General features: G+C 42.1%; 14 protein-coding genes. 5 read left to right on the forward strand and 9 right to left on the reverse strand.

Going from position 1 to position 14,116, the window contains the following annotated elements; all coding sequences use genetic code 11:
- The coding region (locus tag ACEW80_RS00670; RefSeq protein ID WP_373524746.1) for a ParM/StbA family protein at positions 1 to 696 on the forward strand (696 nt) is incomplete at its 5' end.
- Positions 697 to 698: 2 nt separating this feature from the next.
- On the forward strand, positions 699 to 989 hold the full coding sequence (locus tag ACEW80_RS00675) for a hypothetical protein (protein WP_373524747.1): 291 nt from the start codon (positions 699 to 701) through the stop codon (positions 987 to 989).
- 112 nt (positions 990 to 1,101) lie between these two features.
- On the opposite strand, the gene ACEW80_RS00680 is transcribed toward ACEW80_RS00675, so the two are convergent.
- Both ACEW80_RS00680 and ACEW80_RS00685 read right to left on the reverse strand, forming a co-directional pair.
- Entirely contained in the window at positions 1,102 to 1,803 is a 702-nt protein-coding gene (locus tag ACEW80_RS00680) for a hypothetical protein (RefSeq protein ID WP_373524748.1), read from the reverse strand.
- Between the two features lie 46 nt (positions 1,804 to 1,849).
- Positions 1,850 to 2,032, reverse strand: a complete 183-nt coding sequence (locus tag ACEW80_RS00685) for a hypothetical protein (RefSeq protein ID WP_373524749.1) — start codon at positions 2,030 to 2,032, stop codon at positions 1,850 to 1,852.
- 153 nt (positions 2,033 to 2,185) lie between these two features.
- Between ACEW80_RS00685 and ACEW80_RS00690 the strand changes: the two genes are divergently transcribed.
- Together ACEW80_RS00690 and ACEW80_RS00695 are read left to right on the forward strand one after the other, a co-directional pair.
- The gene (locus tag ACEW80_RS00690) at positions 2,186 to 2,560 is read left to right on the forward strand and encodes a hypothetical protein (protein ID WP_373524750.1); all 375 of its coding nucleotides are present in this window, start codon (positions 2,186 to 2,188) and stop codon (positions 2,558 to 2,560) included.
- 47 nt (positions 2,561 to 2,607) lie between these two features.
- Positions 2,608 to 2,955: a hypothetical protein gene (locus ACEW80_RS00695; RefSeq protein ID WP_373524751.1), complete on the forward strand. Its 348-nt coding sequence runs from the start codon at positions 2,608 to 2,610 to the stop codon at positions 2,953 to 2,955.
- A gap of 102 nt (positions 2,956 to 3,057) precedes the next feature.
- Here the strand turns inward: ACEW80_RS00695 and ACEW80_RS00700 are convergent, their stop codons facing one another.
- From ACEW80_RS00700 to ACEW80_RS00715, 4 genes are read right to left on the reverse strand one after another with little or no spacing between them, the layout of a single operon-like run.
- Positions 3,058 to 3,576, reverse strand: coding sequence for a hypothetical protein (locus tag ACEW80_RS00700; RefSeq protein ID WP_373524752.1), 519 nt, complete (start codon positions 3,574 to 3,576; stop codon positions 3,058 to 3,060).
- Positions 3,492 to 4,307 carry a hypothetical protein gene (locus ACEW80_RS00705; RefSeq protein ID WP_373524753.1) on the reverse strand — a complete coding sequence of 272 codons (816 nt, stop codon included), beginning with the start codon at positions 4,305 to 4,307 and terminating at the stop codon, positions 3,492 to 3,494. The genes ACEW80_RS00700 and ACEW80_RS00705 overlap by 85 nt, the downstream gene beginning before the upstream one ends.
- 10 nt (positions 4,308 to 4,317) lie before the next feature.
- A complete protein-coding gene (locus ACEW80_RS00710; protein ID WP_373524754.1) occupies positions 4,318 to 4,761 on the reverse strand; it encodes a hypothetical protein in 444 nt (147 codons plus the stop codon).
- Positions 4,754 to 5,767 (reverse strand): ParM/StbA family protein, encoded by a 1,014-nt coding sequence (locus ACEW80_RS00715; protein WP_373524755.1) that lies wholly within the window; start codon positions 5,765 to 5,767, stop codon positions 4,754 to 4,756. Before ACEW80_RS00715 ends, ACEW80_RS00710 begins: the two co-directional genes overlap by 8 nt.
- Positions 5,768 to 6,447: 680 nt before the next feature.
- On the opposite strand from ACEW80_RS00715, the gene mobF reads away from it, so the two are divergent.
- Positions 6,448 to 11,184, forward strand: coding sequence for a MobF family relaxase (gene mobF / locus ACEW80_RS00720; RefSeq protein ID WP_373524756.1), 4,737 nt, complete (start codon positions 6,448 to 6,450; stop codon positions 11,182 to 11,184).
- Between the two features lie 126 nt (positions 11,185 to 11,310).
- On the opposite strand, the gene ACEW80_RS00725 is transcribed toward mobF, so the two are convergent.
- The 3 genes from ACEW80_RS00725 to ACEW80_RS00735 form a co-directional block, all read right to left on the reverse strand.
- On the reverse strand, positions 11,311 to 12,381 hold the full coding sequence (locus ACEW80_RS00725) for a hypothetical protein (protein WP_373524757.1): 1,071 nt from the start codon (positions 12,379 to 12,381) through the stop codon (positions 11,311 to 11,313).
- Positions 12,382 to 12,385: 4 nt separating this feature from the next.
- A complete protein-coding gene (locus ACEW80_RS00730) occupies positions 12,386 to 12,778 on the reverse strand; it encodes a hypothetical protein (RefSeq protein WP_373524758.1) in 393 nt (130 codons plus the stop codon).
- Positions 12,779 to 12,808: 30 nt separating this feature from the next.
- Positions 12,809 to 14,116, reverse strand: a 1,308-nt coding sequence (locus tag ACEW80_RS00735) for a type IV secretory system conjugative DNA transfer family protein (protein ID WP_373524759.1), incomplete at its 5' end; no start/stop codon positions are given.

The raw sequence follows: 14,116 nt of genomic DNA on the forward strand, positions 1-14,116 counted from the left end.
GGTGCATTGGCACATCTGCCACACCGTAAGGCTTGGCACTTAAAATTAGTCGTCAGCTTACATGATGTCGGTCTGGCTAACGAATTGCAAAAAGTACTAAGTGGGGAATATCAGCCGATACTAGCTGGCAAACAATCAGACGTGAAGATAGAAGTGTTGAAAGTAGTACTAGAGGGTATGGGTGCATTGTTTGGGCATCAACTACCGAAAAAATTAACAATTTTAGACTTTGGCAATGGAACGACCTTGTATTCTCGTTACAACCGGGGTCAACGAGAAGTTCACACTGCCTACCCCATTGGTGTAGAAGTTCTCATCGATGATATCTCCCAAAAAATGAAACATCTAAATGGGGGGAAAATCGGGGATGCCTCCAAGATCCGATTTTGTCTGGAAATGGGGCATACCCGGTACAGCCGTGACATCGATATCAAAGATATATACAGCACTTGTTTAAAAGATTGGTATGAAAAATACTTGAAGAAAGTAGTGAATTTGACACTTGATGCCAAGCACCAAGGGGATGAAATCTGGGCGATAGGTGGAGGCTGCCTTTTACCAGGATTTAAAAAATTGTTAGAGAAGAACGGTTTCAAGATTCTCGACAACCCGGTGGAAGCGAATGTCTTTGGGCTTTTAGAAATGGCAAAAACTATTTTTGCCAAGAATTCAGCATCTACATCTCTTAAGTTATAACAATGGCAGACAAACTTGACTTAACCCCAGAAAAAGTTCGGATCAAAGATAGCTACCGTGAGCGGATATTTGCAGAATCCCAAAAACTAGATAAAAGTTACCTGGAGACGCTTTACTTTATCATTGATTGTTATTTTGCTTTCAGAAAGGGTGCATTTCCCACACAACAAGTAGCTTTCACGCCAATTAATACTGAAGATAACAAACTTTCCTCAAGGAGTTCAACTCAAATGAAAGAGGAGGAAGAAGAGGATTCTGATGGAGAAACATTCAGCCTTGACTTTGATTTATAATCTTTGTGGCAGGGTAATTCCAGTATCTTTCTCCCTACTAGAACTGCAAGAAATGCTCAAAAGCCTGTTCGCTTAAAGCTTGAAAAATATAAATCCAGGTTTACTGAATTAATCAATTTAATTCTGCTAAGACTTTTTGCATCTCTTGTTCTACAAAATTTATCTGTTTATCATTGGCAGGTAAAATGCGCTTGAATATCTCTACTGCCGCTTGGTAATACCCAAGTGCTTCTTGGTTGCTAGATAATTGTTGAAGACAATTACCTATTTTTTGCAATGTCCGAGCTTTATCAAATTCAATAGGCAAGATGTGTTTGAGCAATAGTGAAATATCATAGCTTGCACTTGCTTGCTGATAGTTATCAAGAGCTTGTCTATATTGTGACAAATAAGAGTGTAAATCAGCTATTGTATTGAATACACCAGCTTTAAGTGCATGACTACAATAGTCATCAGGAGCAAACTTGAGCGTACTGTCGTAGATAGCAACAGCCTGTTGGTAGGTCACGAATGCTTCTGTGTATTGTTTATGGCTAAACTGTTGCTGTGCTAATCTTTCTACGATCATCCCTAGATAACTGATATTCAAGGCATCATTGGGAGTTTGCTCAAAGGCAGTTTTATAAGTGGCTATCGCTTGCTTTAAGGTATCGATTGCATATTGATGGTGGTCAAGACACCAGTGTAGCTGGGACAACTTTTCTAGAGCCATGCCCTTGCGCTTAAGAGTCTTAAAGTCATTGGGAGTAAATTTGAGGGCAGTTTCATAGATTGCTCCCGCTTGAATATAAGTTTCTAATGTCTCTTGCTCCATAAAAAACTGCTCCAAAACTTATAAGAAAACAGAAAAGCTATTTCTATCAGGCTAGTGCATGAGAGTTTTGTTCTTTTTCCATCTCCCTCTCGATGAGTTGCCTGATAAATTCAGAACCACCATGCGCTCTGACCCATTCTTTCATTGCAGGTGTCATTTTCACTCCAAAAGGAGTTTTATCAAAACTGTTAGGGTCTTCAACAAATTTTCCGTCTTTACCTCGTCCCACTAGAATAATACCTCCATCGTTTATTTTATATTACTACGGTAATACCAAGATATAACCACGGGAGAATAGTTAGTTATCCCGTGGTATAACGATGGATAAGACTTACTTATCAAAAACGGAATAAAAAGCTAGAACCTTTGAAAATACTCATCATTGAGAATAGAAAAAACACTAGAGTCGCTAGTAATATCGTGGTATTATCAGGATATGAGTGGTGAGGGAGGTACACAAGAAGCTCCAAACCAATCAAAAGGACGACCGCTCTGTCTGGAAAACTACGCGATCGCCCCTTCACCAAAACCAACAAAGGAAATGATGATTACTACAACATTAGCACCGATTCCAGAAGCACAGTCCACCGAGTCAAACTCTGTTACTTCTTTGCGACTAGCTTATCAAGAAGCCAAGATAGATTACTCGATTCTTGAGCAGCAAATCAGAAATACTCCAATAGACCAGTTCAATTTGCTGGTGCAACTTAACGAAAAACTATTAGACGGACTTTATACCTGCTCGGCGCTCCCTTAAAAAATTTGAACTAACCAAAATTTACAAGCTTTAAGGACAAACGAATAATGTCTGATGATATTCTACGGCAAGAAATAGACGGTATCGAATATTTTACAGTTGTCAGTACTGGAGAGTCGGGGATGAGTCAACGGGGACTGTCTAGGCTGTGTGGGGTTCGGCTCTCGACAGTCCAAAATATGCTAGAAAACCTGACCGAAAACAAAGCACCTCTTTGGCTTCAAAACCTTGCGGAAGGGGGATTATACCTGACCGATAAAACTTCTGTTAAAGGAGGAGAAATCAAGGCAATCAAAGCTAATGTTTGCTGGGGTATTTTAAGATACTACGAGCGCAAAGGGAAGCTAGAAGCAGCTAAAGCTTTAGATGCGATTGGTGCGATTGCAGTGTGGTAATGTTCTGAGATTATCACACTGCAATTAAACTTATCAAACTTTTGATGCTGTTCAAAAGATCGGGAAGAAATTCAACAGAGGCAATTGACCAGGGCAAATGAATTACTTGCGTCGTTTAGGTTTACTCTTATTGCGTTCATACTCAGCAATAATATCCTTAGTCTGAGTAGGAAGAATCACACTATTATTGTTGAATCGCATTTGGTATACCAGATAGCAGAGACTTTTGGGATCAGGGCAAGAAAGATTTGTTGGTAGATTAATGATTGATACCCCTGCGAAAGTCGCAGAAGCTAACATGGCAGAGATAAAAAAGAAAATGCCAGAGCGACCGGAACCGACCCAACCACCGAGCCAAAAAACAAATCCCTTGAACTGTTCAAAGCGCTTGTGACGAAGCAATTGAATTTCTGCCTGTGCTTCGTTCCAAGCTTGCAACTTTTCCAGTTTGTGAGCAGCGAGTCGGGTGGCTTTGGCATCAGAGGTTTTTTCTACTTGGATATCAATGGTGCGTTCTTTGGCTGCAATTTCTTGTTTTAATCGGTGTTGGTATCGCTCTCGGATGCGTCCGGCAATAACATCGGCTTCTCTGAAAAAGAGGGCAAGGGTGTGATCTGCCATTGCCCCTGCATAATGGCTTTGATTGGGGACTTTCCCTCGATTTGATCCAAGATACGTTCTTCTAGTCCAGCATAAAAGCTTTTAATTTCGTCTTGACTAGAAGCGAGTTTAGAAATGACGTTTTTGAGATACATCTGGTTAACTAAGCCAGAAACGTGTTCGGCACGTTTTTCAGTAACTTGGTCAACTAAATGAGCTAACCCCGCTTCCGATGTGACAGCAACATTAGTAATCTGGTCAGTCAGGTATTGTGCATTGCTATCGGGATTTGTACCATTGTTGTTAATACCAAAATGAGCAGCAACATCTTTATAGGTCAGACCTTGTTCCTTAATTAAGTCACAGGCTTCTAAAAAGCGATCGCACTCTAATTGACGATATTCTTTCTGATTTGGGGATAATCCGCAAGCTGCCATAATCTCAATAGCTTCAGTCAGTTCTAGCCCAATGCCATATTCTAAGTTGATGTGAGTCAACATTTCTAAGATATTCATCGGTGGAAATTCGGCTTTTTCAACGCTTTTTTTTTGTTGTCGTTGAAAATGTGCTGCTGCTTGCTTATAGGTTTTACCAAGTTTAATTAACTGGCGAATTACATCAAAACGAGACTGAATTTCTTCATCACTGTACTCTGGCTGGTCAAAAGGTAAACCACTTGCAGTCAATGTGGCATCAATATCTTCTACAGAGAGCGAATATGTTTGTTGTAACAGTTCTTTGGTGTAAGACATAAGTTTTTTCCTAGTTGAATGCGTTTTCTAGTAATCGGTCGTCGTCGTGATTATTACTCAGTGAGGGTAAAGACTCTGTATCAATATCTGACACAGTTGGCTGTGGTGTTCTTGGTGACGCATTGCTCCCATTGAATTGCTCCGGTGTAGAGGTAGGATTAGTAACTATTCCATGAGTTCCTAGCTCTTGCTCCAAGTTGAAAGTATGAGCTAAATAAATGATTTGTTGTTGTAATTGGTAAATTGCAGTTCTGGCTTTTGATTTTAAGTCAGACTGAGAAAATCCTCCCAACCACTTGCAAGCTATAGGATACCAGAAGGCAGCAATCGCCCAGATAATCATATTTTGTCTAGGGAAGGAGAGAGTTTTATTTTTGGGGCTGAGATATTTGACCAGAAGTATATAAGGAGAGTCAGTACTAAATTGAAAGCGAAAATCAACTTGGTTAGACATTCAGCGCTACCTGCTTATCAGTTTTACAAAGGTAAGAAAAAAATCCGTAGTTATCAGTTAAGCGAAAATCTAAGTCGGATTTGGGTCTTGATGAGAGAAACTCGCGTTCTACTAAGTATTCAAGGGCATCACAGAAGATTTTTGTTGGACGGCGAAATAACTTATTCAGGTCGTTTCTCAGATAGTGAGAAGTCCCTCCAGCAAAGATAATCTCATCAGTATCTGATGGAATGTAATTTTGCAGGTAGCTAGAAAGTAGTAACCAGTATTCTTCACGCGACTGTGCGATCGCAGTTTTGATTTGGGATACTTCTGCTGATTGTAATGATGGCTCTTGTACTCGAACTAAAGGGGCTAATGCTTTAGGATTGATTTTCGGACCAGCATCGCAAATAGCAGCTGCAAGAGTTAGAGATTTTTGCCCAGCTACCTGACGTTGTACAGCTTTCACTAATTTATGGAATCCTAAATCAACAGTTAGCCCATTGGTCATTACGCCCCGATCCATAATCAAAATAGAAGCGTTGCGATAGCCAATCATCACCACTGCGATTTTGCACTCTGCCAAGTTGATAGTACTTGAACGCCCCCGTGAAAGCACTCCAAAACCTTCCGGGCGACAGACAAAACTTTCAAGCTGGAACGAACGTTGTTTCCCTCGAAATTGAAAGTTCATCAAAGCAGATGCAACGGAGTCGGAAAATAACTTGCGATCTGAGTATTCACCATAGGGAAACAAAATACCCAACCGAATACTTGCGTCGTTAGCAAGTGACTTCTTTTGAGCTAAAGCACCCACCACAGCCAAGGTTTTGTAAATTGCACTCTCGAACTTGGGCAGTTCTAACTTCAGGTCTGCATAGAATTTTTGGCAGATATAGCCTACACCCCAGCATTGCCCCTCGTATTCTACCCAAGCCGAATCTTCTGGAGATGATGTCCCAATCGCATCCTCCTCATAAGCTAAAAGGCTTTGTTTTGGAATCAATGCCGTGTAGGGTTCCATTAAAAGTAATTCTGGGTTACTTGAACCACTTGTAAAAAAAACTCTACTTAAGGACGCTCCCGGATCGAATGAGATAGTTAAATCGGGCATCATCTTCAAAAAAAAACTCCGCTCTTTCATTAAATTCTAAATCATGAAGTCCCGTAATTTTAGTCTCGAAAATGGAAATTCATAAAATGCGGCACTTATGGCAAATCAATGGCACGTCAATGGCAGTACTATGGCAAATCAATGGAATTTTAAAATCTTATTTCTCAATTAATTAAAACTATTGAGAAATGACGTTAAAAGTGCTGCAAGTATGGCACACCAATGGCAGTACTATGGCAGTACTATGGCAAATCAATGGAAAGTCACCGAATTTCTGCATTTTTAAATATCATAGTGATATTATACTTTCACAGAAAAATAATATCATTTTCTGACGCACAGTACGCCATATTTGGCGGAAAGTTTGGGAGGATAATTTGCTATATTAAATTACATAAGAGTTGGTGAATAAAAATTTTGTCACAGTCAAAGTCTCACCAAAATTTTTGGAATTGTCATCAAACTCGCTTTGATTTGATGACGGTGATGTGCTTTGACAAAAAAAGTTTTTGGCGTAGGCGTAGCCAGCCGTTGGCATCGCTCAGTGGGATAGATATTAAGTTATGTAAATCCCCTTGCGGGGGTGAGCGATGCTAACATCTGCAAACGTCTCTTCAGAGATGGCGGTGAACTACTTCATCAAGAACTACTATCACCAAGGGAAGTCGCGCTGGAGTGGTAAAGGTGCTGAAAAATTGGGGCTGTCAGGCGCAATTGATAATGAACAAGCTTTTAAAAATGTAATCGAAGGGCGATCGCCCGATGGTCGTGAGCAGTTAAATGCCAGAGTGTTGAAGCCCGACGAACGCAGAGCCGCATTAGACTGTACATTTTCAGCGCCCAAAAGTGTAAGTTTGATGGCATTGGTGGGTGGGGATACTCGTTTAATAGATGCTCACCATCAGGCATTGAAAGAAGTGCTGGAACTAATAGAGCAGCGTTACGCCTATACCAGAGTGACAGATAATAGCGGCAGACATAGAGTTAAGACTGGTAACTTAGTCGTCGCGCAGTTTGACCACATCGAAAGTCGAGAGCTAGACCCACATTTGCACACCCACTGTTTGCTGATGAATATGACGCAAACCCTAGATGGGAAATGGATGAGTTTGGGCAATGGTGAGATATTTGCCAATAAGAAATTCTTGGGAATGGCGTATCAAAGTTATCTGGCGCGTGAAGTCCAGAAACTAGGGTATGAAATAGAACCAAAAAAACACGGACAATTTGAGATCAAAGGCTTTAAAGAAGAAGATTTAGAAGCATTTTCCAAACGCCGACAGCAGATACTCGCCAAGGCTGGAGCTAACTCCACTTGGGCAGAACGGGAGAAAATTTGGGATGATACCCGCCAGCGTAAGGAAAAGTTACCAGAGTCAGAGTTAAAAGCATACTGGGTCGAAGAAGCGGCGGCGTTGGGAATCACCTTTGTAAAACCTGGGGAAGCAACCCAGGATATACCAGTCAATAACAAAAGTTTGGCAGAGGTTTTGGATTTAGCTCTAGCTCATTGCAGTGAGAGGAATGTCGCATTTAGACAAGAGGATTTAGAAAAATTCATCCTAGAAGAAAGGCTGGCGACTAGAGTACAAGCGATTGAGCCACTAATTAGAGAACATCAAGAATTAATCAGTTTACCGGGATTGACTGACCAATTTACAACGATGAGTGCGGTTCGGCGGGAGTTGGCGACGATTGAGTTGATGCAACTAGGACTTGGTAAAGTTAACCCAATTTCTCACCCGGAAGTAGTCGAAAGCCTGTTAGAGAGAACCTTGCTAAACCAGGGACAACGCCAAGCGGTAGAATTAGCTGCCCTTACACAAGACCAATTCATTGCATGGCAGGGGGTAGCTGGTGCTGGCAAGACTTTCGCCCTAAAAGAGTTGAAGGCGATCGCTACAGATGCCGGATACACTATCATTGGTTTTGCTCCCAGTTCCGCTGCTGCTAAGGTTTTGAGTGAAGAGTTAGAGGTGCAGTCTGAAACAGTGGCTAGGCTTTTGGTAACAGAACCAGCATCAGAAATTGAACTCAATCAAATCTGGATTGTGGACGAAGCGGGTTTACTTAGTGCTAAGGATGCCCAAGCACTTCTACAACGGGCTACCCAAGAGCTTGCCAGAGTCTTGTTTGTGGGCGACACTCGGCAATTATCAGCAGTATCAGCAGGTAATCCCTTCAAATCCTTGCAGCAAGCGGGTATCAAAACCGCACACCTCAATGAGTCGTTGCGCCAGAAAAATCCGCAGTTAAAATTGGCAGTAGATTTAATCGCTGAGGGGAGGACTAAAGCGGGTTTTGACCATTTATTCGCCAATGGTTCTATAAAAACTGTTGATGCCGAGTCAAAAGTAGAACAAATCGCCAATGACTATATATTAGGCACACCAGAGCAACGACTCAAAACCCTTGTTTTAGCTGGGACAAACGTCGAAAGACTTGCCATTACTCAAGCTATTCGAGGCAAGCTCAAAGATGAGGGAAGTTTAGGCAACACTGCAACCATCACCCAATTGCAAGCCAAAACTCTGTCAAAAGTACAGATGCAGTTTGCTCATAACTTTGAGATTGGTGATGTGGTTATGCCCACACGGGATTACAAACGTCGGGGGTTGGAGAAAGGGAAACTGTATGAAGTGGTAGATCGAACTACTGACAGGTTGACTCTCAAGGGCGATGATGGTGGAGTAATGGATGTAGACACAGCTTTTGAGAAGGCAGTTTACCAAAGAAACCAGATTGAAATAGCTGTGGGCGATCGCTTGCAATGGAAGAAAAACGATCGGCAATTGGGACGACGTAACGGACAGGAATTTACTGTCATAGGGATCGACCTAAACATAGTCCACATTAAATATGCTGACGAGCGTACTGAATGCATTAGTTTGGCACAGGCGCAAAACTTAGATTATGCCCTTGTAAGTACAACATACAGCAGCCAGGGCAAGACTGCGGATCGGGTGTTAATTTCGGCAGACTTCACGATTGGGCAGGAAAGTTTTTATGTTGCTACCAGCCGTGCAAGGCATGAATTAAAGATTTACACCGAAGATCCAACGCGGTTGCTCTGGTTAGCGCAACAGTCGAAGTCTAAAGAAAATGCCTTGGAATTGCTACGAAAACAAGTTCAGAAATCGACTTTCAAGCAGCGCCAACCAGAGCAACAGCAAGCGATAACTATAAATATAAGTGATGAGCTAGTAGCACCTGTACTGAAGTCTGACTCAGTACTGAAAACTCAAACAGTGGTTAACACACAAGTACTGAAAACTCCTAAATCACCAGAAGAGACAGAAACAAAGCCAATTTGTCAAAAAGAAGTGACGACAGAAATACCTGTAGTCAAGCTAAAAGAGATAGAGTTACCACCAACCGTTACAAAACCTCATATCGACAAGCCAGTACCCAAACCAACTGTCCCCACAGAGGCGTTTTGGACACCACATCATACTGAAAAAATACCTAATTTTATCGAACCGAACCACTGGCAAGAGTTTGAATCAAGTGCCATTCATCCCGAAATTGCGGCGTTGAACTTTGAAAGTCTTCAGTTCAACTATGCAGGTGGTGAGCATGAAGCTTGGGAACGGCTGATGGTCAGTGAAAAGCTTAATCGAACAAATACAGGACGGCTAACAGATGGCTTTATACGAGCATATTCGCATCTTGATGCTGGTGGCTGGTGGTGTGATGCTGGAGTTGACCCACGTTCTTTTGCTGACTTAAAGCCAGGTGAGAAACCGCCGATTAAAAGATGGGGATGTTACAAACCGAATGCACCTAGACCCAAAAAAGATGATGATGGTCAAATAATTGAAGGGAAGTTTATCAAATATGAACATCCCCCGAAGGTTGAATTAAGTATCTTCCTATTAGATGTACCACAGGAGATAGCCGAGCGCATCTATAAAAAAGCTGGTGTCGAACCAAGTAACAGCGATCGCCAATCGGGATTCTGGTATTGTGTCTGGAAACATAATATCCCAGCTACGATTACGGAGGGTGCGAAAAAAGCAGCCAGTCTACTCAGTCAGGGTCACGCTGCCATTGGGCTACCTGGGATTTCGGCGGGATACCGAACTCCAAAAGATGAGTTTGGCAAGAAAATCGGCAAATCCTATCTGCATGAAGAATTGGCAGTTTTCGCCACACCTTCTCGAGAAATCAAATTCTGCTTTGACTACGAAACAAAGCCCCAAACAAAGCTCAATATCGAGCGAGATATTTCCGTGACTGGAGGATTGTTACAAAAATCAGGAGTCAAGGTAAGAGTCGTAACGCTGCCAGGACCTGATAAAGGTGTCGATGATTTTATAATCGCTCACAGTCCACTGGCTTATGAGAAATTGAGCCATGAAGCGATGAATTTAAGAGACTGGCAACGCCGGAATCAATACAAGAGTGCTGCCATAATCGAACCACCTCAAAAATTAACAGCAGAACAACGTTTTTTACAGCAAAACCAATCCATAGAAAAAACCAATGACATCAACCGACAACAATCCAAACCCAATACAGGAATTAGTAGTGTTTTCCGAAAAAATAGAGGAATTGTTGAGCAGTCACAAGAAACTGAGTCAGGATTTGAGCGCGGAAATCCTACATTTGGAACAGAGCCAAGCCGAGTCAATGAAGAACTTCTTGCAGCAATTAGCCGAGACATTGAACTCCAAGAAGTCAAACAGCTTAGAGACGACATTGAAGGAATTAACCACAGTGTTAGAGGCAGTCGGGGTACAACTCACCGAACAGAGGGCATCTCAGGAGACACTGACAGAAAAAATTCAGCAATTATTGACCAGACAACAAGTTATAGAAGTAGTGAGCGAATTGTAAACGCAATTACTAATTTTGTTGAGCAATCGTCTGTTGAGTCTGCACTGACTGAAACATTACCAACTGTAATCAAGGAACTATCTTTTTGTCTTGCTAATAGTGAATTTACTAACCTGATCACCAATGTAGTCGCCGTAGTTGAGAAATTATCGGAGCGCCTTAAACAAAAAACTGCTGGTGCAGTCGAAGAAAAGGAACAAGTTACAACAAATGTCGAATCACTTATAAAGGAGATGATCCAGCGTTTAGATAAACAACTACTGTTAGATTTATTTATCGAAGTAGGAAAATACGCTCAAGGTGAAAAAGTCAAAGGGGATCGAGTCAACGAGTTATTCTCTCGAATTGGTCAAGCTGACTTACCTTTAACTTTTGAACAGAGAATGAATATGGTTCGCCAATTGATTAGAGAAGACAAATCCCAAATTATGAAGAAGTTAGGAATCCAGCAATCCAATGAGAGTAAACAAAACAGATTCAGGCGATAAATACTTCTGAGGAAAAGGGGAAAGGATGTATTCAAAACCTTTCCCCCTTTCCCACAATCCTATTCCCCCTCATCATCGTGAGCCTTGGGACGTAAAGTCTTTGTTGCGATATTTTTATGGCATGGTTCAACGATGAGAATTTCTTTGAGTTTGCGATGTTGTTTCTTTTTGTTCAAAACGGTCAAAACGCTCCATAAGGGGTTGCACTTTGTCAAGCGCAACCCTATGTTCCTCTGATACAGAGGAATCGATAGCGCCATTTTCCATAACCGGAGTGCCGTCTTTAGCTTGAACAGTTACGCAATTATCCTTTTGGTTAAAGTTAAGCGTTTTGCTCTCAAAGCTGATTGACCCATCTGAATTTTGCTTGCCCAGACGTTTAAGCAATGCTTTAACGCTCTTCTCGATTGCTTGGCTTTTGAGATCGTTCACTGTAGCCTTGACAGTATTAATTTTTGCGTCTACCTCGTTTTTGAACTCGCCAACCTTTCGGTCTACCTCATTGCGAACTTTTGTAATTTCCGGATCTAGCTTTGCCTTGATGCTTTGAAAAAGATTTTGCGCGGCTTGCTTTACATTATTTTCAACTGCACCCACCCAATCTTGAAGTCTTGTATTTTTAACTTGCGAGAAAGAAAGATTCATGACATTTTGAGTTCTTTCTATTAATTGTTGCTGCTTTGCTAGCGTTCTGCCCATTTCGCTAACTTTCTCCGCTAGCTGAGATAGAGCTTCAGGAGTTGCATCAGCACCCTTAATAGCGTTGATCAACTCTTGCTGCCTCTCTAATTTTGATTGCAAAACATCCACTTGTTTTTGCAAGGTTTCAACAGAATAAACGCGCTCAACATTATAAGGTTGCGGCGAAGCCAAGCTTAATCTATCGTTAGTTACGACCCCATTTTGAACACGAAACACTTCAGTTTTACCAATATTTATAGAGATAGTGCCTTGCGATTTTCTCGGGTCATTTATCGCCTTATTGATATTTTCTAACTGCTCAGGAGACAGGGAATTTTTATCAGGCGATTGCCCCACAACGCCCTTATAAAGATGCTTCCCGTCAACATAAATATTTACAGTATCATCAACCGCCATCTCTTTTTCATTGGCTTGATTCTGGATATTCTTAAGCAATAATTCCAGTATCTCTAGATAGTCGCGCTTAATCTCCTTCGCTTCGCCATCATCAATCATCACCCTACTCCTTTGTTAAGATTTGCATTAATTCAACAGGGTTCGTGGCGATTGCGGGGAAGACAACGCCGCCAATGTGATCGATTATTACCCTGCTCTCTATCTCGATATAGGCAAACTTCCCATCAATTATTACTTGAATGGTTTTGATGTCGTCCAAAGACTTGGCCGGAATATAGTCGGTCAAGCTCCCTTCGAGAACGCGCAAGCTAGGCTCGTCCCCAGCATCGATATAGGTTTCAATGTATTGAGGGATGTAATCAGAGGGAAAAGGCTTATCGTCCCAAGCCTCGACCACGTTCACGATCTCGCAGGGGTACTTTTGGGCCAAAGCTGCTATGTCTGCGGGAAGCTTGGCGATTTGTTTTTTGTCGTAATCAGTTAATGGATAGCTCATATTAGTTAAGGTAACGTTACTGTGACTACGTTAAATCAGCGCTGCAATGTCTTCTAGCTGCTCTTGATTTTCTATCAATGGCAGCATTTCTTGAGCGGCGGCGCGGCGAATTCTCATTTCTTGATCTGCGGGGATATGTAAAGTTGATTTAGATATCAATTGCTCCTGAAATCTGTACCAAGCGGCGATGCTGGTGACTTGCGTATCAATCTCATGTTGAGGAATTTTTATTGATTGCAATATTGGTAAACTTATTTGACCACGAGAACGAAAGCCTGGGCTAATAATTACTGCTTTCCCCTCTGGCAGGGTGTTGAATTGGTTGATGTCGAATAGCTTACGTGTACTATTTTGGTCAGAATTAGAAGTACTTGCGCCGCCCTTGCCTCCTGATGACCGCGATCGCTGTTTATATCTAATTTCCTCTTCACCCAAAAAGTTACTAAATCGTTCGGCGGCGACATCATCCTGTGGATTGAAAAATGCCTTGGTAGCGCATCCCCCAAATATTGCATTAGTTGTGTTTTCCCCGTAACTTTCAATCAGCATTGAGAGATTTTGTAAACCTAAGATAGAAATTAGTCCATCCTCGCGGTTCTGATTGAGCCAATCAACCAGTGCTGGTAAATATAATGTGGGTAATTCATCAATCCCCAACACCAAAGGACAAGCACGTTTGTTAGCCACATTCCGGCTAACTAATAGATGCAGAATCGAGACTAACAAAGGTGCAATTACATCACGCTTCTCTTTGTTCATCCCGAAAATTACCATCTGCCGCCCCTTCAAATCCAGTGGAATGTTAGTTTGACCGCAGAAAGCAGCGAGGGCAGAGGGAACCATGAATCGACTAAACAATCCGCTAGCCGTGCCGACAATACTGGCGGCTGTTTCAGGGGAACCCGCAACAGAGACAAACTGAGCAAAAGCCTCTCTAACCATGAAGTTTAGTTCGGCGGCTTGCTCAATGCGCTTAACTAACTTTGGCAACCCCAGAATTGCTTGGCACATCATAATATCTGGGTACTCTGTGCCTTTTGCCAGCATAAACACGGCTTGCACTAGCTGATCTCCAGCATTGGTGAAAAAGCTGTTACCAGAGTCTTTATCACCGAGTTGGAAATTGCGATTAAGGGTGATAGCAAGCTGCCGCGCCATCTCCGAATCCTCGTTGTTACGAAGAAAGTCTATTGGGTTGGCAACTGCGGATTCTGCAAAGCCTGGGGCAAGTACGGTAACTTGATAACCGCGCAAAGCGGCATACCCTGCTAGTATTGGCGCTTGCCCCTTGGCTTGTGCGGTGGCTGATTCTTGCTGTGCGTACTTGAAATCATAAAG

This window comes from Nostoc sp. (genome assembly GCF_041747015.1).
Lineage (GTDB): Bacteria > Cyanobacteriota > Cyanobacteriia > Cyanobacteriales > Nostocaceae > Nostoc.